The 25,531-nt window shown below is 60.1% G+C and carries 26 protein-coding genes, 1 tRNA gene and 1 pseudogene; 12 read left to right on the forward strand and 16 right to left on the reverse strand.

What is annotated here, in order from left to right; all coding sequences use genetic code 11:
- The 3 genes and pseudogenes from ABI_RS15575 to ABI_RS15585 form a co-directional block, all read right to left on the reverse strand.
- Window positions 1-756 (reverse strand): annotated as a pseudogene (locus ABI_RS15575) (bifunctional 5,10-methylenetetrahydrofolate dehydrogenase/5,10-methenyltetrahydrofolate cyclohydrolase); the annotation flags it as partial.
- A 44-nt stretch (window positions 757-800) separates the two neighbouring features.
- Window positions 801-1,616, reverse strand: coding sequence for an N-formylglutamate deformylase (gene hutG, locus ABI_RS15580; protein ID WP_006273998.1), 816 nt, complete (start codon window positions 1,614-1,616; stop codon window positions 801-803).
- A 38-nt stretch (window positions 1,617-1,654) separates the two neighbouring features.
- A complete protein-coding gene (locus ABI_RS15585) occupies window positions 1,655-2,455 on the reverse strand; it encodes a glycoside hydrolase family 16 protein (protein ID WP_006273999.1) in 801 nt (266 codons plus the stop codon).
- A gap of 118 nt (window positions 2,456-2,573) precedes the next feature.
- On the opposite strand from ABI_RS15585, the gene ABI_RS15590 reads away from it, so the two are divergent.
- On the forward strand, window positions 2,574-4,376 hold the full coding sequence (locus ABI_RS15590) for a monovalent cation:proton antiporter-2 (CPA2) family protein (protein ID WP_006274000.1): 1,803 nt from the start codon (window positions 2,574-2,576) through the stop codon (window positions 4,374-4,376).
- A gap of 3 nt (window positions 4,377-4,379) precedes the next feature.
- Here ABI_RS15590 and ABI_RS15595 read toward each other — a convergent pair whose 3' ends face one another.
- The gene (locus tag ABI_RS15595) at window positions 4,380-4,691 is read right to left on the reverse strand and encodes a hypothetical protein (protein ID WP_157138959.1); all 312 of its coding nucleotides are present in this window, start codon (window positions 4,689-4,691) and stop codon (window positions 4,380-4,382) included.
- A 96-nt stretch (window positions 4,692-4,787) separates the two neighbouring features.
- Here ABI_RS15595 and ABI_RS25300 point away from each other — a divergent pair, with 96 nt between their 5' ends.
- Window positions 4,788-5,921 carry a phospholipase D family protein gene (locus ABI_RS25300; RefSeq protein ID WP_040309631.1) on the forward strand — a complete coding sequence of 378 codons (1,134 nt, stop codon included), beginning with the start codon at window positions 4,788-4,790 and terminating at the stop codon, window positions 5,919-5,921.
- Window positions 5,922-5,976: 55 nt separating this feature from the next.
- On the opposite strand, the gene ABI_RS15605 is transcribed toward ABI_RS25300, so the two are convergent.
- Together ABI_RS15605 and ABI_RS15610 are read right to left on the reverse strand one after the other, a co-directional pair.
- A tRNA-Val gene (locus ABI_RS15605) sits at window positions 5,977-6,051 on the reverse strand.
- 24 nt (window positions 6,052-6,075) lie between these two features.
- Entirely contained in the window at window positions 6,076-6,786 is a 711-nt protein-coding gene (locus ABI_RS15610; protein ID WP_006274003.1) for an HAD-IA family hydrolase, read from the reverse strand.
- Between the two features lie 78 nt (window positions 6,787-6,864).
- On the opposite strand from ABI_RS15610, the gene glmU reads away from it, so the two are divergent.
- The 8 genes from glmU (at window position 6,865) to ABI_RS15650 (ending at window position 17,988) form a co-directional block, all read left to right on the forward strand.
- Window positions 6,865-8,259, forward strand: a complete 1,395-nt coding sequence (gene glmU / locus ABI_RS15615) for a bifunctional UDP-N-acetylglucosamine diphosphorylase/glucosamine-1-phosphate N-acetyltransferase GlmU (RefSeq protein ID WP_006274004.1) — start codon at window positions 6,865-6,867, stop codon at window positions 8,257-8,259.
- 5 nt (window positions 8,260-8,264) lie between these two features.
- Window positions 8,265-8,957, forward strand: a complete 693-nt coding sequence (gene rpiA / locus ABI_RS15620) for a ribose-5-phosphate isomerase RpiA (protein ID WP_006274005.1) — start codon at window positions 8,265-8,267, stop codon at window positions 8,955-8,957.
- Window positions 8,958-9,347: 390 nt separating this feature from the next.
- Window positions 9,348-10,721 carry a glutathione-disulfide reductase gene (gene gorA / locus ABI_RS15625; protein WP_006274006.1) on the forward strand — a complete coding sequence of 458 codons (1,374 nt, stop codon included), beginning with the start codon at window positions 9,348-9,350 and terminating at the stop codon, window positions 10,719-10,721.
- Entirely contained in the window at window positions 10,718-12,049 is a 1,332-nt protein-coding gene (locus ABI_RS15630) for an O-antigen ligase family protein (protein ID WP_040309493.1), read from the forward strand. Before gorA ends, ABI_RS15630 begins: the two co-directional genes overlap by 4 nt.
- Window positions 12,050-12,216: 167 nt before the next feature.
- Window positions 12,217-13,590 (forward strand): class II 3-deoxy-7-phosphoheptulonate synthase, encoded by a 1,374-nt coding sequence (locus tag ABI_RS15635; protein ID WP_040309494.1) that lies wholly within the window; start codon window positions 12,217-12,219, stop codon window positions 13,588-13,590.
- A gap of 60 nt (window positions 13,591-13,650) precedes the next feature.
- Complete coding sequence (locus ABI_RS15640; RefSeq protein ID WP_006274007.1) at window positions 13,651-15,744, forward strand: S9 family peptidase; 2,094 nt, start codon at window positions 13,651-13,653, stop codon at window positions 15,742-15,744.
- Window positions 15,745-15,800: 56 nt separating this feature from the next.
- Complete coding sequence (locus ABI_RS15645; protein ID WP_040309495.1) at window positions 15,801-17,198, forward strand: MATE family efflux transporter; 1,398 nt, start codon at window positions 15,801-15,803, stop codon at window positions 17,196-17,198.
- Between the two features lie 22 nt (window positions 17,199-17,220).
- On the forward strand, window positions 17,221-17,988 hold the full coding sequence (locus ABI_RS15650) for an SDR family NAD(P)-dependent oxidoreductase (protein ID WP_006274009.1): 768 nt from the start codon (window positions 17,221-17,223) through the stop codon (window positions 17,986-17,988).
- A 17-nt stretch (window positions 17,989-18,005) separates the two neighbouring features.
- On the opposite strand, the gene ABI_RS15655 is transcribed toward ABI_RS15650, so the two are convergent.
- The gene (locus ABI_RS15655; protein ID WP_006274010.1) at window positions 18,006-18,341 is read right to left on the reverse strand and encodes a YnfA family protein; all 336 of its coding nucleotides are present in this window, start codon (window positions 18,339-18,341) and stop codon (window positions 18,006-18,008) included.
- A gap of 4 nt (window positions 18,342-18,345) precedes the next feature.
- Window positions 18,346-18,609 (reverse strand): hypothetical protein, encoded by a 264-nt coding sequence (locus ABI_RS15660; protein ID WP_006274011.1) that lies wholly within the window; start codon window positions 18,607-18,609, stop codon window positions 18,346-18,348.
- A gap of 72 nt (window positions 18,610-18,681) precedes the next feature.
- On the opposite strand from ABI_RS15660, the gene ABI_RS23795 reads away from it, so the two are divergent.
- On the forward strand, window positions 18,682-19,077 hold the full coding sequence (locus ABI_RS23795; RefSeq protein WP_006274012.1) for a MerR family transcriptional regulator: 396 nt from the start codon (window positions 18,682-18,684) through the stop codon (window positions 19,075-19,077).
- Here the strand turns inward: ABI_RS23795 and ABI_RS15670 are convergent.
- Complete coding sequence (locus ABI_RS15670; RefSeq protein WP_006274013.1) at window positions 19,066-19,959, reverse strand: hypothetical protein; 894 nt, start codon at window positions 19,957-19,959, stop codon at window positions 19,066-19,068. The genes ABI_RS23795 and ABI_RS15670 overlap by 12 nt on opposite strands.
- A 205-nt stretch (window positions 19,960-20,164) precedes the next feature.
- Here ABI_RS15670 and ABI_RS15675 point away from each other — a divergent pair, with 205 nt between their 5' ends.
- Complete coding sequence (locus tag ABI_RS15675; RefSeq protein ID WP_006274014.1) at window positions 20,165-21,097, forward strand: Gfo/Idh/MocA family protein; 933 nt, start codon at window positions 20,165-20,167, stop codon at window positions 21,095-21,097.
- Between the two features lie 220 nt (window positions 21,098-21,317).
- Here the strand turns inward: ABI_RS15675 and ABI_RS25735 are convergent, their stop codons facing one another.
- The 7 genes from ABI_RS25735 to ABI_RS15710 form a co-directional block, all read right to left on the reverse strand.
- Entirely contained in the window at window positions 21,318-21,494 is a 177-nt protein-coding gene (locus ABI_RS25735) for a hypothetical protein (protein WP_006274015.1), read from the reverse strand.
- Between the two features lie 94 nt (window positions 21,495-21,588).
- Window positions 21,589-22,275 carry an NnrU family protein gene (locus tag ABI_RS15685; protein WP_006274016.1) on the reverse strand — a complete coding sequence of 229 codons (687 nt, stop codon included), beginning with the start codon at window positions 22,273-22,275 and terminating at the stop codon, window positions 21,589-21,591.
- A gap of 76 nt (window positions 22,276-22,351) precedes the next feature.
- Window positions 22,352-23,101: a hypothetical protein gene (locus tag ABI_RS15690; protein WP_006274017.1), complete on the reverse strand. Its 750-nt coding sequence runs from the start codon at window positions 23,099-23,101 to the stop codon at window positions 22,352-22,354.
- 75 nt (window positions 23,102-23,176) lie between these two features.
- Window positions 23,177-23,857: a hypothetical protein gene (locus tag ABI_RS15695; protein ID WP_006274018.1), complete on the reverse strand. Its 681-nt coding sequence runs from the start codon at window positions 23,855-23,857 to the stop codon at window positions 23,177-23,179.
- A gap of 52 nt (window positions 23,858-23,909) precedes the next feature.
- Window positions 23,910-24,251: an MmcQ/YjbR family DNA-binding protein gene (locus ABI_RS15700; protein ID WP_006274019.1), complete on the reverse strand. Its 342-nt coding sequence runs from the start codon at window positions 24,249-24,251 to the stop codon at window positions 23,910-23,912.
- Between the two features lie 9 nt (window positions 24,252-24,260).
- On the reverse strand, window positions 24,261-25,049 hold the full coding sequence (gene xth, locus ABI_RS15705) for an exodeoxyribonuclease III (RefSeq protein ID WP_006274020.1): 789 nt from the start codon (window positions 25,047-25,049) through the stop codon (window positions 24,261-24,263).
- A gap of 42 nt (window positions 25,050-25,091) precedes the next feature.
- Window positions 25,092-25,421: a HesB/IscA family protein gene (locus tag ABI_RS15710; RefSeq protein WP_040309636.1), complete on the reverse strand. Its 330-nt coding sequence runs from the start codon at window positions 25,419-25,421 to the stop codon at window positions 25,092-25,094.
- Window positions 25,422-25,531: the final 110 nt, after the last annotated feature.

Here is a 25,531-nt window from a genome sequence, read left to right on the forward strand (position 1 = left end):
CGATTTTGGGCCATCCGGTGTTTCGACCTGGATGCGGTTGATGCCGACATCGATGACATAAGCGCCATCCTTGACCCAGTCGCCCTTGATGAAATGAGCCCGGCCTACAGCGGCGACGAGGATGTCGGCCGACCGGCACACTTCGGCGAGGTTCTGCGTGCGCGAATGGGCGATGGTGACGGTGCAGTCCTGGGCCAGCAGAAGCTGGGCCATCGGCTTGCCGACGATGTTGGAGCGGCCGACGATGACGGCGTTCTTACCCGACAGCGAGTCGCCGAACTTTTCTGCCGTGTCCTTCAGCAGCATCAGCGAGCCCAGCGGGGTGCACGGGACGATGCCGTCCAGGCCGACGGCCAGACGGCCGGCATTGGTGACGTGGAAACCGTCGACGTCCTTGTCCGGGTTGATGGCGTCTATGACCTTCAGCGACGACATGTGCGCCGGCAGCGGCAGTTGCACCAGGATACCATTGACGATCGGATCGCGATTGAGCTCATCGACCAGACGCAAAAGCTCGGATTCGGAGGTGGTGTCGGGCAGGCGCAGGGTCCGCGACTCCATGCCGATGGCCTGGGTCTGCTCGCCCTTGTTTTTCACGTAGATCTGCGAGGCCGGGTCTTCGCCGACGATCGCCACGACCAGGCACGGCGTCTTTCCTGACACTTCCTTTAAATTGGAAACGTGCTCCGCAAGCCGTTCGCGCAGGGATTTAGCGAAGCCGGCGCCGTCGATAATGTGACCGCGGGTGGTGAGCATGAGGCCCCCTCCATTCAGAAGACACTTCCAGCAATTTGGAAGTTTTAAAGCGCAGCCAGAAGCGCGTCGATCAATGGGCGCAGGGCCTTCGACAACGGTGCAGCGCGGGCCTCGTCATACAGGTGAGGGGTGTCCGAGTTCAAGTAGCAATCCTGGACTATTTCGATTTGCAGAGCATGGATGTTGCGCGCCGGGTCGCCGTAGTGCCGCGTGGTGTAGCCACCTCTGAAACGGCCATCCAGGACATGGCTGTACCCTTTCAGGCCGGCACGCCAGGCATCTAGCACGGTCAGGAGGTGCGGCCCCATGGTGGCGCCCGAATTTGTGCCGAAATTCAGGTCCGGCAAGCGCCCTTCGAACAGCGACGGTATCTCCGGCCGGATGGAGTGGGCGTCGATCAGGAGGGCCCGGCCGTGCCGTGCGACCGCACGATCGAGGGTCTGACGCAGGCGGTCGTGATAGGGCCTATACCAGGTGTCACGCCGCGCCTCGATCTCTGCCGCGTCGGGCTCATCACCGTCCGGGTACAGCGGGTTGCGGTCGAAGTCGCTGAGAGGGCACAGCCCGGTCTCGAACTTGCCCGGATAGAGGTTGCCGCCCTCCGGGTCCCGGTTCAGGTCGACGACATAGCGCGAATGGGTGGCGAAGAGGGTCGTCGCATCCAGGTTGCGGGCGAAGTCGAAAAGGCGGTGGACGTGGAAATCGGTCTCGCCGATGGCGCGACCCGTCGCCGTCATCCGGTTGGCCAGGTCCAGAGGGATATGCATTCCGACATGCGGCGCGGCCACGACCAGAGGGCCATCGCCTTCATGCAGGTCGAAAAGCGGGATTTCGTCCGGAAGCGGAGCAAGGGCGGGCATGGTTTCATTTGAACCTGTCTGTGCCGCCAGTGTCAAGGTTACTTCTGATACACCCTGACGTAGTCGATCTCGAACTTCGTCGGGAAGACCGTATCGTCGATACCCTGTTGCCCGCCCCAGTTGCCGCCGATGGCGGTGTTCAGGATCAAATATTCCGGGACATCGTAGGGCCAGACCTGCTTCGAGGCATTCTTTGGGCGTTCGCGATGGTAATAGACCTTGCCGTTCAGCAGGAAGGTGATCGAGTCCTTCGTCCATTCCGCCTGGTAGTTGTGAAATGCCGTGCACGGATCGGCCAGCTCGGTCTTGCCGCCCTGCGGCGCGCTTTTCGCGACCGTGTCGAGGGAGTGGGTGTTGCCATGGATGGTGGTCGGCTCATGACCGACATATTCCATGATGTCGATCTCACCGGTATTGGGCCACTGACCGGTCCCCAGAAGCCAGATGGCCGGCCATTGTCCACGTCCGCACGGCAGTTTGGCGCGGATATCGAAGTAGCCATAGGTCCATTCGGCACGGCCACGCGTTACCAGGCGCGCCGAGCTGTAATGCTGGCCGCCCCAGTCGGCCATCATGCTGAGGTCATCCTTGCGCGCCTCGATGATCAGGTTGCCGTTCTCGATGCGGCTGTTTTCGGCGCGATGGGCGGAATAGTACTGGGCTTCGTTGTTGTACCAGCCGGTTTTGTTGACGGTGACGTCGTAATCCCATTTGGCCGGATCGGGCGCCGTGCCGGCATCGAACTCGTCCGACCACACCAGTTTGTAGCCGGCGGGCGCTTCCGCCGCGGCGGCGGATGCCGTGACGGCTAAGACGGCGGCGACGAGAACAAATTTCATAGCGATACTCCCTGACGTTTTGACCATGTTTGCAGTTTTAAGCCCGGCGGACAAGCGCAAGCCTTGCGCTCATCCTCTTACGCCCTAGATTAGGGCGCGGCGATTCCGGAGAGACGGCATGGATTTCAACCTACTTTTTGGTGTTTTCGTCTTCCTCGTCGCCGGCTGCTTCGTCGTGCCGATCGCCCAGCGCCTCAAGCTCGGCTCGGTTCTGGGCTACCTAATCGCCGGGATCATTATTGCGCCCTTCATCTCCGGCATTGTCGGCGACTCTGAACGCGTAATGCACTTCGCCGAATTCGGCGTCATCATGATGATGTTCCTGATCGGCATGGAGTTGGAGCCGGCCATCCTGTGGCGATTGCGCAAGTCGATTCTCGGCCTGGGGGGATTGCAGGTCGTGCTGACCTCCTTGGCCCTGATGGCGGTCGGCATGGCGATCGGCTTCCCGTGGCAGGCCTCGCTGGCCGTCGGCATGGCGCTGGCCATGTCATCGACCGCCCTGGTCATGCAGATGCTGCGCGAGAAAAATCTGACCCATTCGCTGGTCGGGGAAACCTCGTTCGCCGTTCTCCTGTTCCAGGACATGGCGGTTATCCCCATCCTGATCATCATACCGCTGCTGGCATCGGCCGGTGTCCATGCCGACGCTTCGCATAGCCTGATCTCGTCCTGGCCGGCCTGGCTGCAGCCCGTCGCCGTCATTGCCGTCATCGCCGCCGTCATCGCCGCCGGCAAATACGGTTCACGCTACATTTTCCAGGTCATAGCCCGCGCCAACCTGCGCGAAGTCTTCACCGCCGCCTCACTGGGCCTGGTGATTGGTGTCACCCTGCTGATGGAGCTGGTGGGCGTATCGCCGACGCTCGGCGCCTTCCTGGCCGGGGTGGTGCTGGCCAATTCGGAATACCGCCGCACGATTGAGACCGATATCGAACCGTTCAAGGGCCTGTTGCTGGGGCTGTTCTTCATCTCGGTCGGCATGGGGATGGACTTTTCGATCCTGGCCCAGAACCCGTTCGGCATGATCGCCGCCGTCCTCGGCCTGATCGTGGTCAAGGGGATCATCCTGTTCGTCCTGGCTGAACGCTTCGGCGTCGGCGGCCCGCAGGGCCTGGGCCTGGCCATCGGCCTGTCGCAGGGGGGAGAGTTCGCCTTTGTGCTGCTGAACCTGATCGGCGGGCAACTGCATATCATCGATCCGCAAACGCAACGTTTCGTGACCCTGGTGGTGGCGCTGTCGATTGGGATGACGCCTATACTGGTGGCGCTGTACAGCAAGTTCATCCTGCCGCGCTTTCTCAGTCAGTTGCCGGAACGCGACTACGACACGATCGATGAGCATCATCCGGTGATCATCGCGGGCTTTGGCCGCTTCGGTCAGATCGTCGGCCGGTTCCTGATCGGCCAGGGCGTGCATGTCACGGTGTTGGAAAAGAACCCGGACCAGATCGAACTGCTGCGCAAGTTCGGTTCGAAAGGCTATTTCGGTGATGCGACGCGGCTGGACCTGCTGCGCTCGGCTGGGGCGGATGAAGCGCGAATGCTGGTGGTCGCGGTGGATGACGCCGACAGCGCTCTGGAAATCGTAAAGCTGGCCAAGGCGCATTTCCCGAAGCTGAAGATCTTTGCCCGCGCGCGTAACCGCCGGCATGCGTATGAGTTGGACCGGGCGGGGGTGGACTACTACCACCGTGAGACGCTGGATTCGTCGCTAGCCCTGGCGCGCGAAGCCATGGTGGCCCTGGGGCGTGACCGAGCCGAAGTCGAACGCAAGGCGCGGTTATTTCTGGAGCACGATATTGTCACGCTGAAGAAGTCCTTCGAATTCTTCGACAGCGAACCGGACCTGATCAACTTCGCCAAGCTCAGCCGCGAGGAATTGGAAGGCATCCTGCGTGAAGACAAGCAGGACGGGTAAGCATTATCTTGCGTTGCGATACTTGTTTTTCACACGTTCAATGTCAGTCGGTGTGGCAAAGTCATCGCGCTCTGCCGCGGCTGCACCTTGGGCTACCTTTTTCAAGAATTGCTCCTGCCACTCCGGCGAATAGCCTTCATTGAGCGTATCCGCGATCACCTCGAATGTGATTCGGCCTGAATCTCTCGACGTCGCGTCAATGCGCGATTGCAGACCGGCAGTATTATTTGGGCGTTGCGGCATATGCCAATGTCGCACAAGAATTCTCAGTCCGATGTGAAAATTTTTCGCCATACGGCTTGCGAGCTTGTGCACCTACGCACCAACTGGTTGTTTGATAGTCAAAACGTCAACTTGGATATGCGCCATGCGTGGGTTAGTGTTTCAAAATTAATTTTCAAGGAGGTTCGGATGCATGACTTAATTCTTCAGCCCGGAAATGATAAATTGAAGAAATATTATCGTAGAGCTTTCGAAAATTGCACTGAATTAGTAGTTGTTTCGGCATACTTGACTGAATGGGATTCCAAGCTAAAACTAAGCGAAAAATGTAAGTATTTTAAGATTATTGTGGGTAAGGATTTCGGTATTACACGTAAATCTGCTTGTGAAGCTGTTTTATCGTGGTTGCCGTCAAACCGGAAATCGGATTTTTTGGTGGTCGAACATGCGGGCGGGTTTCATCCGAAGGCCGTTTTTTGGCGAGAGGTAGGTGGCGATTGTTTTTGCATTGTTGGTTCTTCGAACCTAACTGTAGCAGCGTTTGATGCCAATTTCGAAGTGAATGGCTTTAGTCCACTTTCGAACACTGACTATGAGGCAGCTAAAAAATGGGTGGAGCAGATTAAGCAAAAATCTGTGGTCGTCTGCGAAGATTGGTTAGCACGTTACAAAGAAGCACCTCGCAACCCCAGTGGAAGAGGAGGTCGTGGTACGCGCGAACAAAAGCCTACGATATCACTCAAGCTACCCAAACCGGCTCAAACCGCGGCGAAGGTTCAGCTAAGGCGAAAGAAACTTAAAGCATTCTCTAAACAAAAGTCGGGGCTGCTAGAGTTGTTTAATAATTGTGCAACTGGGATCATTTCCTCGTCGGATTTCTACGATACCCTACCGATGTTTTGGAGCTACGAAAAAGATAACAGGCTGCAGGGCGAGGGGTGGAATATAAAAGGGAAGGCGAGTGACTTTGGACTCCTGTCTAAGTGCTTTCTGTCTGTGAAGAATGCGACGCCAAGTCACCAAGACGACGCTGTCAGAGTGGCGATTGACACGTTGCAGAAGGCGAAAGTTCCGTCACGAAAAGCTTTCTTGTCCGAAATGTTATGCCTATTTTGGCCTGAGAAGTACCCGTTATTAAACGCACCTGTCATGCAATATTTAAGAGCGATAAAATTTCGTCCGCCGAAAAAAGCTAGCGAAGGTGCGGCATATATTGCTTTAGCTGTAACTCTTCGTCGATCACTTCTGGAAAACCCGAACCATCCAGCCAAAAATCTTGCTGAACTCGACCAAGCCATTTGGCTCAAGTATGGTAAAAAGTAACGAGACGGGCGAACGCCCTTACCGCTTCCCGATGACTTCGAATTGTTTGAGGAAATGGTGGACGCGACAGGGATTGAACCTGTGACCCTTCGCGTGTGAAGCGAATGCTCTCCCGCTGAGCTACGCGTCCATCCAATATCAGGGAGCGAGGCTTCTAGCCCGCCGCTTCGTCCGTGGCAAGCCGGTTTTGCGAATTTATGCACGCTTTCACGGCGGGGACAAAATCGCGGTAGTGGTCGATAAACGCATCCGCCGCCAGTTCGCGGATCGGGCCTTCGGAATAGCCGAAGGTCACCAGGATCGATGGCACCCCGGCGTTTTGCGCCGTTAGGAAGTCGGTTTCGCTGTCGCCGATCATGATGACCTTACGGATATCGCCACCCATGTCGTCGATACAGGCCTGCAGGTGGCCGGCTGCCGGCTTCTTGGCTTCGACGGAATCCGAGCCTCGGTTGCTGCCGAACCGTGCGGTCAGGCCCAGCTTCTCGATCAACAGGACCGACAACCGCGTGTGCTTGTTAGTGCAGATGCAGAACCGGGCGCCCATGGCCTCCAGTTCGTCCAGGGCTTCGACCAGGCCTTCGAAAGGCCGAGTCAGGGTGTCGATATCAACCTCATACAGGTCCAGCAACCGCGCCAAAAGCGGCGCCTCGTCTTCGGGCGCCAGGGGATGGCCGGCCAGGCGATAGGCCCGCCGCAGCAATTCCATGGCGCCGCGGCCGATCATCGGGCGGGCTTCGTCGAGGTGGAACGGGGTAATCCCTTGCTCCTGAAGCACCTTGTTCAGGGCCGAAATGATGTCCGGCGCGCTGTCGACCAGGGTGCCGTCCAGATCGAAGGCCAGAATATAGCCGTTCAGGTTCATTTAACCCTCATTATGCTTTGTTTTGCGGTGGCTTTGGGCTAAATCGGCGCCCAGCGCAACGCAAGAAGAGTCGCCGCCATGCAAAAAAGCCCGCCCACCGGCCGCGCCGCCGTCATTCTCGCCGCCGGCCAGGGGACGCGCATGAAATCGCCCGTGCCCAAGGTGCTGCATAAGATCGGTGGCCGCACCATGCTAGATCGGGCGATTGATGCGGCGTTCGAAGTCGGCTGTGAGCGGGTCATCGTCGTGGTCGGAGGTCATTCGCCGTCTGTTCGCGCCACGGCGGAAAAGCGGGTCGGCGCCGCCAATATCGTTGTCCAGGATCCGCCCCAAGGCACGGGCCATGCCGTCAATGTAGCGCGCGACGCCCTGAAGGACTTCGACGGCACGGTGATCGTCACCTATGGTGACAGCCCTTTGATGGCGGCCAAGGTGCTGGAGCCGGTCTTCACCCTGGCGGCAGCGGCGGATATTGCGGTACTGGGTTTCGTTGCCCACGACCCCGGCGCCTATGGCCGTCTGGTGCTGGACGGCGATCGCTTAGACGAGATCGTCGAGGCGCGCGAGGCCAGCAAGGAACAGTTCGCGATTCGGGCCTGCAATTCCGGCGTCCTGGCCTGCGACCGCGAACTGCTGTTTTCATTGCTCAGCGACGTCAAGAACGAGAATTCCAAGGGCGAGTATTACCTGACCGATATCGTCGGCCTGGCCCGCGGACGGGGGCTCCAACCGTGGGTGACCATGGCCCAGGAGCATGAGGTTCTGGGCGCTAACAGCCAGGCCGAATTGGCCGTTATCGAAAAGGTTTGGCAGGACGGTGTTCGTCGCGGCTTCATGGACAATGGTGTCCACATGCCGGCACCGGAAACTGTGTTTTTCAGTTGGGACACCCAGGTCGAGGCCGGTGTGGTGATTGAGCCCAATGTGGTGTTTGGTGACGGCGTCCATGTCGCGTTGGGTGCTGTCATCCGGGCGTTTTCGCATCTGGAAGGCTGCAAGGTCGGCGAGGGCGCTTTGATCGGGCCCTATGCCCGTCTGCGTCCGGGCGCGGACATCGGTAAGGACGCGCACATCGGCAACTTCGTCGAGGTCAAGAACGTGACGGTGGGCGAGGGCGCCAAGGCCAACCACCTCAGCTATCTCGGCGACGGTTCGGTGGGCGCGGGGGCCAATATCGGTGCCGGGACCATATTCTGTAACTATGACGGCTTCTTCAAGCACAGGACGGTGGTCGGCGAGCGCGCCTTTATTGGCTCGAACTCGTCCCTGGTGGCGCCGGTGACAATCGGCCATGGCGCCATCACCGGCTCGGGCTCGGTGATCACCCAGGATGTGCCGCCGGATGCCCTGGCTTTGACTCGCGCACCGCAGGTGGCGAAGGAAAGCTGGGCGGCAGTTTTCAGGGAACGCAAACTCGCAGAGAAGGCGGCAAAGCGCTCAAGCAGCGAAGCGGTAGCGCAAGAGAAAAGTTAAGAGCAATGACGGTTGATGAGCAAAAAGAGGCGGTTGGTGAGGCCGCGCTGAAGTACGTGAAGCCCGGTATGAAGGTGGGCTTAGGCACCGGTTCGACGGCGGCCTGGTTCGTCAAGGCGATTGCGCGTGAGGTGGAGGCGGGGTTGAAACTGACCCTGGTCTCGACGTCAGTGCAGACGACGCAGCTTGCCGAAAGCCTGGGCCTGACGATCAAGGACATCAACGACGTCGGCACGCTGGACCTGTGCGTCGACGGCGCCGATGAGGTCGGTGACGGCCTGGCTTTGATCAAAGGCGGCGGTGGGGCGCTATTGCGCGAAAAGCTGATCTGGGAGCAAGCCAGGACCTGCGTGGTTATCGCCGATGCCGCCAAGCATGTGCCGGTCCTTGGCAAGTTCCCGCTGCCGATCGAGGTCGAGCCGTTTGCCTGGAAGGGTACGGTCAACCGGATCAGCGATGTGCTGGTAGAATTCGACATCGATAAGCTGCCCATCATGCGGAAAAAGGACGGCCAACCATGGATTACGGACGGCGGTAATCTTATCTTCGACGTGGCGTGTGGGCGGATAGAGGATCCCAGCGGATTGGGCGCGGCTCTAAAGTCGGTGACGGGTGTTGTCGATCACGGCCTGTTCCTGGACCTGGCCGAAGTGGCGCTGATCGCGACTCCGGACGGCGTCAGGATTGTCGAACCGTAAAAAGGATTTTGCCACGAAAAGCACGAAAATTAGAAAAACACGAAAATCTGCGCGAAGCGCCTCCAAACGACAGCGAACGGTTTCAGAACGCGAAAGGTCAGCTCTGAATATCTGACTTATCTGGCTTATCTGTGGACAAAAATTGCGATGATTCCGCAGGCACGACGTTGGGTGAAAAATCCGAACCTTTGTCACGGTCGAACCTCGGCGAAGGGTTGTCCACAGATAAGCCAGATAAGCCAGATGGACGGTGTTAACGCGCTTTACCGGGCCTGACACGGCACATCTATGAAGGCGCTTTGCGCGGATTTCGTGTTTTTCTACTTTTCGTGCTTTTCGTGGCAAAAAACAAAGCAGACGCCGCCAACCGCGGACCAGCAAAGGTAAACCATGGCCGAGTACGACTACGATCTGTTTGTGATAGGCGCCGGCTCTGGCGGTGTTCGTGCCGCGCGGCTGGCCGCCAATATGGGCCTGAAGGTCGGCGTCGCTGAGGAAGACCGCCCCGGCGGCACCTGCGTCCTGCGCGGCTGCGTCCCCAAAAAGTTCATGGTCTACGCCTCAGAAGTCCCGTCCAACATCGACTATGCCCGCGGCTTTGGCTGGGACGTCACCTTGGGCGACTTCAACTGGCATCAGTTCAAGACCCATAACCAGGCCGAGGTTACCCGCCTGTCCGGTATCTATGGCTCCAACCTGGCCCGCGCCGGCGCCGAACTGATCCCGTGCCATGCCGGGTTCAAGGACGACCACACGCTGATCTTGACGTCGTCGGACGGAGCGGCCCGCGAAGTGACGGCCAAGACCATCTTGATCGCCACCGGTGGCTGGCCCTTCCTGCCGCAGCACTGCCCGGGCGTTCTGGAACACTCCCTGACCTCGAATGACATGTTTGAACTGCCCGAACTGCCCAAGAAGCTGGTCATTGTCGGCGGTGGTTATATCGCGGTCGAATTCGCCGGCATCATGAACGGCCTGGGCGTCGACGTCACCCTGATGTACCGCGGCGAAAAGATCCTGCGCGGCTTCGACAGCGATGTTCGCGACCACCTGTCCGCCGAAATGAAGCTGCGCGGCATCACCATCCTGACCGGTGTCGACCCGATCAAGCTGCACACCGAGGGTGATGACACCATTTTGCATCTCAACAACGGCGAGACCTTCACGACCGGCAAGGTCATGTATGCCTCGGGTCGCAAGCCCAAGACCGAGGGGCTGAACCTGGATGTGCTCGATATCAAGCTCGATGTCCACGGCGCCATTCCGGTCGACGCTTTTTCGCGCACCGCCATCCCGCACATCTTCGCCATAGGCGACGTCACCAACCGCATGAACCTGACGCCGGTCGCCATTCGCGAGGCGGTGGCCTTCGTCGAGACGGCCCTGAAGGACAATCCGGTTGCCTTCGACCACAGTAACATTCCGACGGCGGTCTTCTCGCAGCCCGAGATCGGCACGGTCGGCCTGAGCGAAGACGACGCCAAAGCCAAGGGCATCGTCTACGACGTCTATCAGACGCGGTTCCGGCCGATGAAGACGGCCTTTGTCGGCGGTGAGAGTCGGACCTTCATGAAACTGATCGTCGAGGCCGACAGCGACGTCGTGATCGGCTGCCATCTTGTCGGCCACGACGCGGGCGAGATGATCCAGTTGGCCGGGATCGCCGTGAAGGCGCGGCTGACCAAGGCGCAATGGGACGCCACCTGCGCCGTCCACCCGACCGCGGCAGAGGAACTGGTGACCATCAAGGACAAACGGCTGTGACGGCAAATGGGGCTTGGGAAGCGGTCAAGGCGCATTACGCCGAGTGGTGGCTGCTGTTCGGCCTGACGTGGTTGCCGATCTTTGCCTGGGTGGTGCCGACGGCGGCGCCGGCGATGCTGTTCATCTGGGGCATCCCGTTGCTGGTCTATCTTGGCCGGTTACGCAAGTTCTGGCCGGCAGCGGCGATAACCTTTGCCATGGTTGTGCTGGGCTTTCTGCGCTCGGACTTCGTCGCCTATCTGCTGGATGGCAAGGGGTTGGCAGCCGCTTTTGCGACCAAATACTGGTTCGCACCCACCTTTGCCTGGCTGGTGTCCTGGGCGGTGATCGCCGGCTTCGACGGCTTGCCCGAAGACAAGGCGCCGCGGTTGGCGACCTGGTTCGGGTGGCTGATGATTGGATTGTCGGTGGTGCAGGTGCTGGAAAGCATCAGCGGCATGGGGCTGCGCACTGGCATGAATAACGCTTTTGCGGCGGCGGGCAATCCGGCCCTGGATGCCTCGCAGCCGGAAATGCTGATCGTCCATATGATCAACTGCAATGTCTATTTGACCTTGCTGTTCTGGCCCCTGGCTTTCTGGTTCGAACACCGCCGGCAATATGGCCAGATCGCTGTACTGGCCATCGCTGTCGTGGCCGGGGCGATAGGGTCGGACGCCAATGCCCATCTGATGGCGATGGCGGCCAGCGGCATCGTCTTCTTCGCAGTCCGGTACTGGCCCAACGCCTTGCGGCGTCTCCAGCCGCACAAGCTTTTGGCGGGTTTGAGCGCCGGATCCCTGCTGGTCCTGCCGCTGATCTTCTATGCCGCCATCCGCTCGGGTTTTTTCGCCCATGTGAAGGGCGAAATCCTGCCGTCGTGGGCGGCGCGGCTGGACATCTACGCCTTCACTGTCGAACGGTCGCTGGAAAAGCCGTGGTGGGGCTGGGGCTACGAGACGGCGCGGACCTTCGATCCGATGATTCCCAACCATCCGCATAATTTGTCGCTTCAGGCGTGGATGGAATTGGGCTTACCCGGCCTGTTCCTGCTGGCAGCGCTGTGGTTTGCCATCTTCTGGCTGTCGGGCCCGAAGGACGGTTATGGCGAAGCTAAGGACGAAGGTATGCGCGAGATCAGCGCTGCGGACGACATCACGCCGCAAACCCTGAGCGTCGCCCAGCGTGCCGCGCCCTTCATCCTGGCTGCGGCTTCGGGCTATTTCGTCATCAATATGGTCAGTTACGGCCTGTGGCGGTCATGGTATTACTGCCTGGGTGCGGTACTGGTCGCCATCTTCCTGCTGGTCATCAAGGCCGTCGCACAACCAATAAAGTTACGAGCTTAACTATAACCGACGGAATTTACAGCTTTTTTCTTGGTATTTTTCATAAAGACAGCGCTGTCGCCATGGGTTTTACGGTTGAAACTGCGGCTGTGAATGCGTAAATTGGCAAATTGCGTGTGCGCGCCTTACATTCTGTCGGCGCGAACACCGTGTGGAATACAATGATAATGAACAAGATCTGGTCTCCCAAGGACTGGCGCCAAATGCCGGCCCTGCACATGCCGAACGATTACCCCGATCCGCAGGCCCTGACCGCGGCCGAAGGTGAGCTCGCGACCCTGCCGCCCTTGGTGTTCGCCGGTGAAGCGCGCCGCCTGACGACGGCCCTGGGCCAGGTCGCGCAGGGCAATGCCTTCCTGCTGCAGGGCGGTGACTGTGCCGAAAGCTTCAAGGAATTTTCGGCTGACAATATCCGCGATACCTTCCGTCTGATCCTGCAGATGGCCATCGTCCTGACCTTTGCCGGCGGCCGCCCGGTGGTCAAGGTCGGACGCATCGCTGGTCAGTTCGGAAAGCCGCGTTCGTCGCCGGTCGAGACCATCGATGGCGTCACCCTGCCGTCCTATCGCGGTGACAATATCAATGGCATGGACTTCACGCCGGAGTCGCGCATTCCCGATCCGCAACGTCTGCTGAAGGCCTATCACCAGTCGTCGGCGACCCTGAATCTGCTGCGCGCCTTTGCCAATGGCGGCTACGCCGATCTGTACAATATCCATAAGTGGACACTGGGCTTTGTGTCCGGTTCGCCCCAGGGCGAGCGCTACAAGGCGCTGGCCGAGAAGATTTCCGAGACGCTGAGTTTCATGTCAGCCATCGGCATCACCTCGGAAAGCCATCCCTCGATCCGCAGCGTCGATGTCTTCACCTCGCACGAAGCCCTGTTGTTGAACTTCGAACAGGCCATGACCCGCGTCGATTCCACCTCGGGCGACTGGTACGACACGTCCGCCCATATGCTGTGGATCGGCGAGCGCACGCGTCAGTTGGACGGCGGCCATGTCAACTTCATGAAGGGCATCAAGAACCCGATCGGCGTCAAGTGCGGTCCGACGCTCGAGCCTGACGATCTGCTGCGCCTGATCGATGCTTTGAACCCGGAAGCCATTCCAGGCCGCCTGACCCTGATCGGCCGTTTCGGTTCCGACAAGATCGCCGAGCGTCTGCCCAAGCTGATGGCGGCAACGCATCGTCATGGTGTGCCAGTGGTGTGGTCGATCGACCCGATGCACGGCAATGTCGTCAAGGCGGCTAATGGCTACAAGACGCGGCCTTTCGACCGCATACTGTCGGAGGTTCGCGCCTTCGTCGACATCGCCGGCAGCGAGAATGTCCACCCCGGCGGTATGCACCTGGAAATGACCGGCCAGAACGTGACGGAATGCACCGGCGGCGCCTTTGCCCTGTCGGAAGAGGACCTGCGCGACCGGTACCATACGCACTGTGACCCACGTCTCAATGCCGACCAGGCGCTGGAACTTAGCTTTCTGGTGGCCGAACGTCTGCACGCGCTGAAGGACAAGGCCGTCAAGGCGGCGTGACCGCTTCCCACAGGCGGATGAATGTGCAAGTCTCCGGTGAAACCACCGGAGACTTTTTTCATGCGCATGATCCTGATGACCGCGGCGGCCTTGCTGGCGTTTCCGGCCGTGGCAGCGGAACCCCCGGTCGCCAAGAAGGTGCCCTATGAGGTCAAGGCGCCGTTTGGCGCCGCGCGCAACGACGACTATTACTGGCTGCGCGACGATACTCGCAAGAACGAGGAAATGCTGGCCTATCTGCGGGCTGAAAACGCTTATGCCGATACGGTCCTCGCCGACAGCAAACCCCTGGCCGAAAGCCTCTACAAGGAAGTCACCGCACGCCTTGTGCCTGACGATTCCAGCGTGCCCTATCTTAAGGGCGGTTACTGGTACTATACGCGCTTCGTTGCCGGGAAAGACTATGCCGTGGTCGCCCGGCGCAAAGGCGAGATGACGGCGCCAGAAGAAGTCCTGCTGGACCAGAATGCGATGGCGGAGGGCAATGGCTATTTCCGCGTCGGCGCCTGGGCCGTTAGTCCGGACAAGACGAAGATCGCCTGGGCCGAAGACACTATTGGTCGCGGCCAGTACGGTCTGAAAGTCAAGGACATAGCGACCGGCGCCATGCTCGATGCGGCGGTCAGCAATATCGAGGACATCGCCTGGTCCGACGACAACACGACCATCTACTATATCGACAAGGACCCGGTGACCCTGTTGTCCAAGCGGGTCAAGGCGCATTCGATCGGTAGCGAAGCTAATGCCGATCGCCTGGTCTACGAAGAGGCCGACGACAGCTATTACATCTCTTTGGGCCGTACGACCTCGGACAAGTATGTCTGCATCAACCTGCACGCCACGGTCAGTGACGAACAGCGCTGCGCCCCTGCCGGCGGCGGCGAGTTTGCCGTCATCGCCCCGCGCCAACGCGACTTCCTGTACACCGCCGACCATGTCACGGGCCGTTGGGTTATCCGTACCAACTGGCACGCCAAGAACTACCGCCTGATGACCCAGGCCGATTCTTTGGGTTTCGGCGATCGTTCGACATGGACCGATCTGGTTCCGGTCAGTGACGACGCCTTTATCGAGAATTTTCAGCCGTTCGATGGCTTTGTCGCCATCGAGGAGCGGGTAGGGGGCAACAAGCGGTTACGTCTTCTGACATGCGCCGGGGTATCGACGCCGGTTCAAAGCGACGAACCGGCCTATGTCATGGGGCTCAATGTCAATCCCGACCCGGCATCGGACTGGGTGAGATACGCCTATGGATCGCTGACCACGCCAGACACCATCTATGAGACCAACGTCAGAACCGGTGAGCGCCGCACCCTGAAGGTCCAGCCCGTGCCGGGCTATGACGCGTCGCAGTATGTTACCGAACGGGTCTGGGCCACGGCCCGCGACGGGACCAAAATTCCGGTCTCGCTGGTCTACAAAAAGGGATTCAAAAAAGACGGCACCGCAGCCGTCTACCAGATCGCTTACGGCGCCTATGGCTCGTCGTCCGATCCCTCCTTCAACCCGATGTTCCCCAGCCTGCTCGAGCGCGGCATGGTGGTAGCGATCGCCCATATCCGCGGTGGCCAGGAAATGGGGCGGCAGTGGTATGACGACGGCCATTTGATGAAAAAAATGAACAGCTTCACCGACTTCATCGATGTTACTCGCTACCTGGTCGGCCAGAAATATGCCGCACCGAAACGCGTGGCCGGTTTCGGCCGCAGCGCTGGCGGGCTGCTGATGGGGGCAGTCGCCAATATGGCGCCTCAGGATTACGGCTTCATCGTCACCCAGGTGCCGTTCGTCGATGCCGTGACGACCATGCTGGACGCCTCGATTCCGCTGACCACCAACGAGTATGATGAGTGGGGCAACCCGGAGCAAAAACCGTTCTACGACTATATGATGACCTATTCGCCCTACGATAATGTCACCGCTCAGGCCTATCCGCCGATCTATGTTTCGACGGGCCTGTGGGACAGTCAGGTCCAGTACTACGAACCGACCAAGTGGGTGGCAAAACTGCGCCGCCTCAAGACCGGCGACGCGCCACTGGTCTACCGCGTCAATATGGAGGCCGGTCACGGCGGCAAATCTGGCCGCTTCCGCCGTTGGGAAGAACTGTCCGAAGCCATGGCCTTCATGATGCAACAATTGAAGGTGGAGTAGCTGCCAGTTCCTGACTGCGATTGCCCTATGCCGCGACTTCGGTTACAGGAGCGACCATGTCGGGATTGCTATCATTGTTGAACCCTGAAGGAAGGGCGGCGTTTGCCGCCCTTTACCGTCTGTCATGGCCGGTCGTCATGTCGCGCCTGGGCTTCATGCTCATGGGGCTGATGGATACTCTGGTTGTTGGGCACTATTCCGCCGCCGAGTTGGGCTACCACTCGCTGGCATGGGCGCCGACCAGCGTCTTTCTCGTGACCTCGATCGGCCTTCTGGTCGGGGTGCAGGTCAAGACCGCCCACTTCGTCGGGGCCGACGAACCGCATCGCATCGGCGGCGCATTCCAGCGCGGCATGGTCTACGCCATAATCCTGGGGCTGCTCTCGATGGTCCTGTTGATCGTGGCCGGCCCGGCCTTGCTGACGGCCACTATCCAGCCCGCCATAGCCAAGGGCGCCGCCGGTCCGCTGATTATCTTTGCCCTGTCGATGCCCTTCTACATGCTGGCTGTGGCCGGTTCGGAATTCCTCGAAGGCTTGGGCCGGACGCGGCCCGGCATGGTCTTCACCTGGGCCGGCAATGTCCTTAATGTCGCGCTGTTGCTGGTGCTGGTGCCGGGGATCGTCACCATCCCCGGTATCGACAGCGACGGCGCCATGGGCGCTGCCATCTCGACTCTGATTGCTCGGATAGCCATCACTGTCGGCATTCTGATCTATGTTTTCACCCTGAAACAGGTGAAGACCTTCAACCTGCTAGGCCGCCACGCCCCCGATCCGCAGGGCGCGCGCGAACAGCGTCAGATCGGCTACGCCGCCGGGTCGTCCTACTTCATCGAGGTCGCCGCCTTTGCTGCGCTGACCCTTTTCGCCGGTCGCATTTCTGAAGAGGCCGTTGCGGTATGGGCGATCATCCTGAACTTCGCCAGCATCGTCTTCATGGTGCCGATGGGGCTGGCCATCGGTTGTTCCGTCTTGGTAGGCCGAGCCTACGGCGCCGAAGATCCCGCCGGTGTTGCCCGCATGGGCCGGGTCAGCTTCCTGTCGGCAGCCGGTTTTATGACAGTCGTTGTTTTGACCGTCCTGGTCGGATCGTCATGGCTGGCGGCCGGCTACACCTCGGATGCTGCGCTGATCGCCGGGGTCCAGGCGGCGCTGTTGCTGTCGTGTCTGTTCTTCATTCCGGATGGCGTCCAGGTTGTGGCCGCCCAGGCTTTGCGTGCTCGTCACGATGTCCTGATCGCGCCGGTTCTGCACTATATCAGCTATGGGCTGTTCATGCTGCCGCTGGGCTATCTGTTCGCGCTGCACTGGGGGCAGGGCGTGCCCGGCCTGATCTATGCCTGTGCCGTGGCGAGCTGGATCTCGGCGACCCTTCTGGTCGCGCGGTTCTTCTGGCTCGACAAAAAAGCTACCCATATCTCGACAAAGGCTATCGAAGCGCCTAATAAGTAATACAATTAAAACGGAGGCGACGATGCTGGACGATTTGCAGGCCAAGCTGGTTTTGATCACAGGCGCCAGCACCGGCATCGGCGCTGCGGTCGCCCAAGCCTTTGCGGCCCACGGCGCCAGGGTCGCTCTCCACTACAATTCCAGCCGTGACGCCGCCCAAGCCGTTGCCGACCTGATCGGCGCCGATGGCGGCGAAGCCCACCTGATCCAGGCCGACCTGATGAACGCCCCCGAGAGCGTCCGCGACGTCGTCGCCGAAGCCGCCCGCAAGCTGGGCGGCCTCGATATCCTGGTCAACAATGCCGGCGCCCTGGTGGCGCGCAAGCTGCTGATGGAGTGGGACGACGGCTTCTACGACAATGTGTTGGATCTGAACCTGCGCTCTGTGATCATCGGCACCCAGGCGGCCGTGCCTTTGATGGAGGCGCGCGGTGGCGGGGCCGTTATCAATCTTGGCTCGATCGCTGGCAGCAATGGCGGCGGCCCGGGTTCCGGCCTCTACGCCACGGCCAAGGCGGCGGTACATAACCTGACGCGCCACATGGCGACCGACCTGGCGAAGAAGAACATCCGCGTCAATGCCATCGCCCCCGGCGTGATCGGCACGCCGTTTCATACGCTCACACCGGCGGATCGTATGGAGGCGATGCGCAACTCGGTACCCATGGGCCGCATTGGCGCACCGGAAGACTGCGTTGGGCCGGTCCTGTTCCTGGCCTCGGCTATGAGCGGCTATGTCACAGGACAAGTTCTACACGTCAATGGCGGGCAGTACTACGCCGGACAATAAATTCCAATATTCCGGAATTATAGATTTATGGCATTGCGCGGCCCAAACAGGATCATCGCCGACCCAGCCAGGCACAACACCAGCCCGCCCAGATCCCACAGATCGGGCCGCTGCTTTTCCATGAACCACATCCAGCCGATCGACGCTGCGATATAGATGGCGCCGTAAGCTGCATAGGCGCGGCCGGCGGCTGAACTGTCGATCAGAGTCAGCAGCCAGGCAAACGCGCCGAGGCAAAGCGCGCCGGGCACCAGCCACCACGATGAGCGTTCGAGTTTCAGCACGGCCCACAGGCTGTAACAGCCGGCAATCTCGCACACCGCTGCCACGATGTAGATGGCAAGAGATTTCATGCGGTTACCTTGCCTGCGGGTTCTCCGTCTTGCAACCGCAACTTCCGTCATGCCGGCACGTGCTGGCCTTGCGAGCCTTCATCACCGCATAGACGCCCCATCCCAGCAACAGCGCAACGGGAAGGGCGCACAGCAGGGTTTCCAGGCTGAAACCGGCGGCGGTCAGGCTCAATCCCAGAAGGCTCGCACCCGAAAGGGCGGGCGCTAGAAAGAGCAGGGCGCAACAGCCCAGACAGGCTGTGATCAGGGCAAGGATGGTTTTTTTCATGGTATGACACTCCGAGGGGTTGATGTGTCCGGTGTGCCACCTCAAGTAACTTGAGGTTCAAGGGGATACTTCATGTTCACGATCGGCGTTCTGGCGCGTAGGGCGCAATGTTCCGTACCTGCCGTACGTTTTTACGAAGCCCAGGGTCTGATGCCGCCGGCGGAACGGCGCGAGGGGGGACATCGCGTCTATGGCCGGCCCGACCTGGCGCGGTTGCTGTTGATCCGGCGGCTGCGTGATCTGGATGTACCGCTCGACAGGATCAAGGCCTTTCTGAAGTTGGACGAAGGTGGCAAGCCGTGCGCAGAAACCCTGGCCTTTTTTCAAGAGCAGCGCGATGCCATACGCCAACGAATCGAGGCCCTCCGCGATCTGGATTTAAGCCTGTCCCTGCATATGGCGAACTGTCAGTCCGGCTGCCTGCCGGCGGCGAAGGCCTGTGATCTCTACGGCGCTTTAAGCACCTAAGATCCAGCCTTCTTCGGCCGCAGCCGCGGCCGCATCGGTCTCACTCAGGCCCTTGGGCGCGCCAAACAGGGCGTCGAGTTGGCCCTTGTCGTCCAACTCGGCCAGGGCAGCAGCGGTAATCCGCACCGCGGCCGCGTCCTTGACTTCGCCCGTTGTGGACTCGCCTTCGAACATCGGCGGATAGACCTCGGCGACCACCGTATTGACGCCGTCCAGTTCGGGCGTGCCGAACCCGGTTTGCAACGGCCACAGCCGCGCCTTGTCGCCCAGGTGCTCCAGCAACGAGCGCACGGCGACGATCCCCAGCATGGCGACACCGCCGGCAACGCCAGCGCCGTGCATCTGCCACAGGCTCTTGGGCAGGGCGGTCTTCTTGATCTTTCCGCTCAGGGCGTCCTCGGTCAGACGAAATTCCGGGAAGTCGCCGAAGGAGTCGGGCTTCAGGGTCGACAGCCACTTCTGCGAGGCATTCTTGGGCGCGCCCCAAAACGGCCAGGCCTCGTCGGTGATCAGCCGGTTGATCTTGGCGGCGACCTGGAAGCGATTGTTGGTATTATCGGCCTTGTCGACGATGTTCTTGGCCAGGAAGTCCCACATCCCTTTCCAGCCGTTCAGCTGCAGACGGGCGGCCGTACCGCGTACCAGACCCAACGGGAATCCCAGCCCCAGGAAGATCCGGTCCCCGCGCTTATGCAGGTCAGCCAGGATCGAGCGCAGCAGAACCTGCGCCTCGGCGCGGGTGGCCGGGTTGTGCGTTTCGTATGACAGGCGGAAGCGGACATCGCGCTTCATGACGCCGATCCAAACCGACGACTCGCCGGTCTTCTTACCTTCGGCGGCGCTGTAGTCGATGATCACATAGGCCCCAAAAAGACGCTGCACGAAACACTCCCTTGGAAAGTCGGCGGTGGCGCCCCGGAGCGGCCGCAAAAGTGTTCGCTTGTAACGCGATTGCGAAACGGCACAAAGCGCTTTGTGACGGGATCACAGGGCTGTGCACAGTTTATCTGCGTGGTTTCTATTCCATTTTTGCTGCAAAGCGGTCTAGATATGCCGGCGGTTGTCGAAGCGCAGGGAAGAGAACGGCATGACCAGAGTTTTGCGTGCAGGTGTTGCGGGTGCGGGTGTATTCGGCGGTTATCACGCCAACAAATATAAGCAGGCTTCGGACATCGATTTCGTTGGCATTTACGATCTGGATATTGAGCGCGCCCAAACGGCGGCGACCGCCCACGGCGTTGCGGCCTTCGATGATCTCGATGCCTTCCTGTCATCGATCGACGTGTTGACGATTGCCACACCCGCCTTCGCCCATGCCGCGGTCGCCCTGGCAGCCCTGGAAAAGGGCATTCACGTCTATACCGAAAAGCCCCTGGCAGTGACCTCGCGCGATGGCGAAGCGATGGTCGCCATGGCGGCTGAAAAGGGTCTGGTTCTGGCCTGCGGTCATCAGGAGCGCGCCGTGTTTGAGGCGATGGGCCTGTATGATGTGCCGGAAAAGCCGCTGCGGCTGGAAGCTGTTCGCAACGGTACGGCGTCGACGCGCAATCTCGATGTGTCGGTCGTGCTCGATCTGATGATCCATGACCTGGACCTGGCGATCAGTCTGGCCGGCTGCGAGGCGGGAGGCTTGCAGGCGACGGGACGGCGGCGTGAGGATGAAGGTTATTCCGCCGTCGGTGGCGATGAGGTTAACGCCGAGGTCGATTTTGAAAACGGTATGAAGGCCGTGTTCAGGGCGTCGCGCATGGCGGCTGAGCGCGAACGGACCATGCGGATTGTCTATCCGTCGGGCACGGTGTTCATCGACCTGCTGAACCGCAAGTTTGAAAATGGTACGCCGTTTGCGCTGAACTCTGATTTCGCCGAGGCGGATATCGCCCGCGATCCGCTGGGGACCAGCGTGTTCCGGTTTCTGGACACGGTGCTGGGCGTGCGCGATCGTCCTTTGTGCACTGGCGCTGAAGCGCTGCAGGCCCTTGAGCTTGGCTTTGCCATCGATGAGGACGTGGCGTTCTGAAGCAAGAAAGAGGGACCAAGGACCAAACGGAAACGCCACTGCTCGGCGACACGGAAAACACTGAAATCTTGCGTTAAACTGCGCGAAGCGCATTTATTACGGAACGCAAATTGAGGGCGCTTCGCGCGGGAGATGGGTCACCCCCGAATTCCATGTCTTCAGTGTCGACGCGAAGCGGCGTTTCCGAATTTTCCGTGGTGAATCTTCTTGGTTCACGCCGCTAGTGCGATTGGCCCTTGAATACGATCCCGAATACCAGGACGCCGAACGCCCCGGCCATCAGCCAGTACTGATACTCCGTCAGGTACTGGACCTCCTGGAAACGGCCGACCAGGCTGGCTATGGCAAGCGCCACGGACACGAAGAACAACAACAGTGTAAAAGCCGAAAGCTTCATCGTCCTAACGTACCCACCCACGCATCTGGTTCTCAGACCTTAACGACTATTTGTTCAAATATTTGTGACAAGATCAACAGGTTTTCGCACCCGCTCACAATGCCCGCACGATAAAGAGCATTTCGTGCAACACAGCAAACATCGAGAACATAGAAGCTGCCAGGAACATGCGCGCAATCCCCAACTCCTCAGGGGCGAATGCGGTACGCCCTTCGATGATGGCAACGAACGGGATGATCGAGGTGCGGCGCAGGATGGAGGCATAGGTGTCGCCCATCAACGCCAGGCGCTTACGGTCGATATTGGCGGCGCCCAGGGCGCATACCCCCAGAAGCGAGCCGAAAAATAGCCAACTGGCGAGGTTGGCGCTGCTGATGATGTGCGTAACGGCCCACAGGCTGATGCCGGCCAGGACCGGATGGCGTGAAATGCGGATGACGCCGTAGACGCTTTTGTCCGGCAGCCGCCAGAGCGCCAGCAAATTCGTCGGGGAGGGCGTTGTCAGCCCGAGGATCAGCAGGAAGAAGGCCAGGAAGTTGACCACCAACGCAATGATCCGCAGCGGCAATGGCGCGGTCCAGAAGACGAAGTTCAGCTTGTCATCCTGGGCGATCGCAAAGGCGACGCACATGCCGATCAGCCCGACCAGAGACAGGATGGCGAAGATGACGTAATAGGCCGTGCCGCCAATGCGACCAATGATTTGTTCCTTCAGATGCGTACCGCTGATCATCAGATGGATACAAAGGAAGAAGGCGCACGCGAGTGCCAGGGTCCACATGGTCGTTCCGGGGGTTATTTTGCGGCAAGGTTAACAGCTTTTTCGGCTGGGCCAAGCCGCGCCGTGCACATGGCCGTCAGATGTAGGGGATAAGCGGCGCGTTGAGCACATCGCCTTCGGATTTTTTGGGCGGAGCCGAGGCTGTGGGCTGTGGCGCGGGGGCCGGTTCAGGCAGGGCGACAGGTGCCGCGGCGGCTGCGGGTAGGACCGGGGGCTTTGCAGGTTCCGGGACGGGCGCATGCAGCGCGGGCGGCGGCACCTTAACGTGGATCGGGCGGCGCAGAATGGCTTCGACGTGGTGGAACCACTTGCGAGCGCGGGCCATGGCGGCGCGCGGGCCTTCGGCGCGGGCGGTCAGGGCATCGTCGGGACGCCACAGGATCAGCTGGAAGTCGGGATGGATCGGGTCATCGAATATCAACCGCACCGTCACGTCATTGACGGTTGGGGCGATGTCGTCGATGGCCTTATAGGAGCCGGTATCCAGGGGTTTGGCCGAGCCGGCGCGGACGACGCGGGCGAAGATGCGGCCATCGACGAAAACCTCCAGGCCGTAGAGGTCGGCAATGGTGTAGGTCCGGGTCGGCAGCTTGCCGAACTCGCGCACGATGACGATCTTGTCGGCCATATAGGAGATGGCGCACGCTGCCTTACGCACCGGTTCGATCGACTCGACGTCCGGCTTGGCGCCACCAAGGGCTTCCTTGACTTCGTCCTCAAGCTTCTTGGGCTGCTCGACGCGCGATTCATAGATCCGGTAAAGGATGATCAGAACGGCGAGCGCGGCCGCAGACAGAATAATAAGGGCAGGCAGAAACGTCGGCACGGTGAACCTGAACAGCTATGGTACTTTCCTGATTTAACCATAGTTCCGGCAGCGCGTTAAGTCTTAACCGCCTATTCAGTGTTTTTCGTCGTCGTCCGTGTCGTTTTCAACATCGTCGTCCCAGGGCGGACGGTCATTGATCACCGGCTTTGCAGAGGTTTTCGCCGCTTTAGGTCTTTGGGCGACCGCCGCCGGTTCCGTGTCCTCGGTCGGGTAGGGCGAGGGGGCGGCCGGCATGCGTTTGATGACCGCATCGATATGCGACAGCCATTTGCGGCCCAAGCGCACCGCTTCGGCCGCGGTCTTGGCATGAACGGGGTTATGGCTGACGTCGCCAAACAGGTTCAGTTCGAACTCCGGCGTTTCGACATCGTCAAACATCAGCCGCAAGGTCACACGCGAAGCGTTGGCATGGGTTTCATTGAGAACGCGGCGGGGTTCGCCGCGCTGGGCCCGGGCGACGACCCGTTCATCGACGATGAGTTCTGCGCCCTCGATCTCGTCGAAGGCATAGACCAGTCCTGCCGTGCCACTGTTCCACAGTATGGCCAGGTCGCCGGCGGTGAAGTCCAGGCCGGCGGCCTTGGTGCTGCTGAGGTCGTAGACGATGGCGTCGGCGGGTTTGCCGAGCGAGGTGGTGAGCGCGCGCTGCAAGCGCCGCGTGGCCTCGAACCACCACATCAGGCCCGAGGCAATCAGGGTCAGGGCAATCCCGGCGAACAGAAAATACAGCAGGGTGCGCGCGACATGGTCCATGGACCGGACCCTCGTGGTATGGTCAAGAAAAACTTAAGATGTTGGAAAGGCGTTAAAATTCGGTGTGCGTATGCTGTTTCAACAGGGCTTTCGGCGCCGTGTTGCGCCAGGCCATCCACAGCGCGCTGGTCGCGGTCGCTTCGTCGGCGCGACTTGTGTGAAACTGCGTCCAGCCTTTAGCGCCCCAGGCATTTTTCACGGGCTCGAAAATCTCAGGTTCCGCCTCGCACAGCATGTGCTGCTCGTCGGGGGTGAGTTTCAGGACGGCCTTCTCCTGATCGATGCGCGAGGCGAAGATCTTGTTGCGGACACGGGCGTCGGCGCTGTCGAAATGCGAGGCGGCTTCGGCTTGCGGAAACGACAAGGCCAGGTCGCGAAACGCTTCAGGCGTCATTTTTCGCTCTCAGGCCAGCTCGATTTCAACCGGGACGTGATCGGAGGGTTTGGCCTCATCGTGGGTTCGGCCGCGGGTGTCCTTGTGGATCACCAGGCCGTTCAGCCGGTCGGCCGCCTGGGGCGACAGCAGGTGGTGGTCGATACGGATGCCTTCGTTCTTCTGCCAGGCGCCGGCCTGGTAGTCCCAGAAGGTGTAGCGGTTGCCTTCCGGTGGCATGACATCGAAGGCGTCAGTGTAGCCGAGGTTTTTCAGGCCCTGATAGGCCTGGCGCACGGCCGGTTGGTACAGGGCGTCGTCCAGCCACACACTTTCCTTCCAGCAATCGGCCTTGGTCGGAATGATGTTGAAATCGCCGGTAATGATGGTGGCTTCTTCGAGCGTGAGAAGTTGGGCTGCCCGAGCATGCAGGCGTTCCAGCCAGCGCAGCTTGTAGGCAAATTTGTCGGTCCCAAGCGGGTTGCCGTTGGGCAGGTAGATGCCGACAAACCGGACCGGTTGCGGCGCTTCAACCAGAGCTTCGATATAGCGCGACTGCTCGTCGCTGTCATCGCCAGGCAGGCCTTTGGTGACGTCGCTGAGCGGGAATTTTGACAGGATAGCGACGCCGTTCCAGGTTTTCTGGCCGAAGACGGCGCAGTTGTAGCCCAGCGACTCAAAGGCCTCGATCGGGAACTTTTCATCGATGCATTTGATTTCCTGCAGGGCGCAGACATCGGGTGCTGCTTCTCGAAACCACTCCAGCAGCAGCGGCAGGCGGGCATTGACCGAATTGACGTTCCAGGTAGCGAGTTTCATGTCGCCTTGTTTAGGCGGGCAGGGGGATTCCCGCAAGCACTGTTACAAAGCAAAACTCGTTCCGCAGCCGCACGAGGCGACGGCCAGGGGGTTCAGAATCTTGAACTGCGAACCCACCAATTCCTCGACATAGTCGATCATCGAACCGGCCATCAAAGGGGCCGACACATCGTCGACCAGGGCCGTGGCGCCGTCGTTGGTGATCTGCGAGTCCTCGGGCGCGGCGGAATCCGTAAGGTCGAGGACGTATTGAAACCCGGAGCAGCCGCCGCCTTCGACCGTGACGCGCAGCATGACCGGGTGGCCGGCCTCGGCACTCAGATGGTTGAGGTGCTTGGCGGCGGAGGCGGTGAGGGTGATGTTGTGGCTCATGGTGTTCAATATGGCGGTATTTGTTGGGATTTTCACCCCTTGGCGTCGAAAATTTAGGTCGTTGTTACATTTTATAGTATAGGGACGCGACATGCTTGGAGCGCGTTTCT

The organism is Asticcacaulis biprosthecium C19 (assembly GCF_000204015.1).
Classification (GTDB): domain Bacteria; phylum Pseudomonadota; class Alphaproteobacteria; order Caulobacterales; family Caulobacteraceae; genus Asticcacaulis; species Asticcacaulis biprosthecius.

Coding starts and splice junctions, on each gene's coding strand:
- hutG (WP_006273998.1), bottom strand. CDS start 1,616: ATGCCCGCCCTTGCTCCGCTTCCGGACGAAATCCCGCTTTTCGACCTG.
- ABI_RS15585 (WP_006273999.1), bottom strand. CDS start 2,455: ATGAAATTTGTTCTCGTCGCCGCCGTCTTAGCCGTCACGGCATCCGCC.
- ABI_RS15590 (WP_006274000.1), top strand. CDS start 2,574: ATGGATTTCAACCTACTTTTTGGTGTTTTCGTCTTCCTCGTCGCCGGC.
- ABI_RS25300 (WP_040309631.1), top strand. CDS start 4,788: ATGCATGACTTAATTCTTCAGCCCGGAAATGATAAATTGAAGAAATAT.
- ABI_RS15610 (WP_006274003.1), bottom strand. CDS start 6,786: ATGAACCTGAACGGCTATATTCTGGCCTTCGATCTGGACGGCACCCTG.
- glmU (WP_006274004.1), top strand. CDS start 6,865: ATGCAAAAAAGCCCGCCCACCGGCCGCGCCGCCGTCATTCTCGCCGCC.
- rpiA (WP_006274005.1), top strand. CDS start 8,265: ATGACGGTTGATGAGCAAAAAGAGGCGGTTGGTGAGGCCGCGCTGAAG.
- gorA (WP_006274006.1), top strand. CDS start 9,348: ATGGCCGAGTACGACTACGATCTGTTTGTGATAGGCGCCGGCTCTGGC.
- ABI_RS15635 (WP_040309494.1), top strand. CDS start 12,217: ATGAACAAGATCTGGTCTCCCAAGGACTGGCGCCAAATGCCGGCCCTG.
- ABI_RS15640 (WP_006274007.1), top strand. CDS start 13,651: ATGCGCATGATCCTGATGACCGCGGCGGCCTTGCTGGCGTTTCCGGCC.
- ABI_RS15645 (WP_040309495.1), top strand. CDS start 15,801: ATGTCGGGATTGCTATCATTGTTGAACCCTGAAGGAAGGGCGGCGTTT.
- ABI_RS15650 (WP_006274009.1), top strand. CDS start 17,221: ATGCTGGACGATTTGCAGGCCAAGCTGGTTTTGATCACAGGCGCCAGC.
- ABI_RS15655 (WP_006274010.1), bottom strand. CDS start 18,341: ATGAAATCTCTTGCCATCTACATCGTGGCAGCGGTGTGCGAGATTGCC.
- ABI_RS15660 (WP_006274011.1), bottom strand. CDS start 18,609: ATGAAAAAAACCATCCTTGCCCTGATCACAGCCTGTCTGGGCTGTTGC.
- ABI_RS23795 (WP_006274012.1), top strand. CDS start 18,682: ATGTTCACGATCGGCGTTCTGGCGCGTAGGGCGCAATGTTCCGTACCT.
- ABI_RS15675 (WP_006274014.1), top strand. CDS start 20,165: ATGACCAGAGTTTTGCGTGCAGGTGTTGCGGGTGCGGGTGTATTCGGC.
- ABI_RS25735 (WP_006274015.1), bottom strand. CDS start 21,494: ATGAAGCTTTCGGCTTTTACACTGTTGTTGTTCTTCGTGTCCGTGGCG.
- ABI_RS15685 (WP_006274016.1), bottom strand. CDS start 22,275: ATGTGGACCCTGGCACTCGCGTGCGCCTTCTTCCTTTGTATCCATCTG.
- ABI_RS15695 (WP_006274018.1), bottom strand. CDS start 23,857: ATGGACCATGTCGCGCGCACCCTGCTGTATTTTCTGTTCGCCGGGATT.
- ABI_RS15700 (WP_006274019.1), bottom strand. CDS start 24,251: ATGACGCCTGAAGCGTTTCGCGACCTGGCCTTGTCGTTTCCGCAAGCC.
- xth (WP_006274020.1), bottom strand. CDS start 25,049: ATGAAACTCGCTACCTGGAACGTCAATTCGGTCAATGCCCGCCTGCCG.
- ABI_RS15710 (WP_040309636.1), bottom strand. CDS start 25,421: ATGAGCCACAACATCACCCTCACCGCCTCCGCCGCCAAGCACCTCAAC.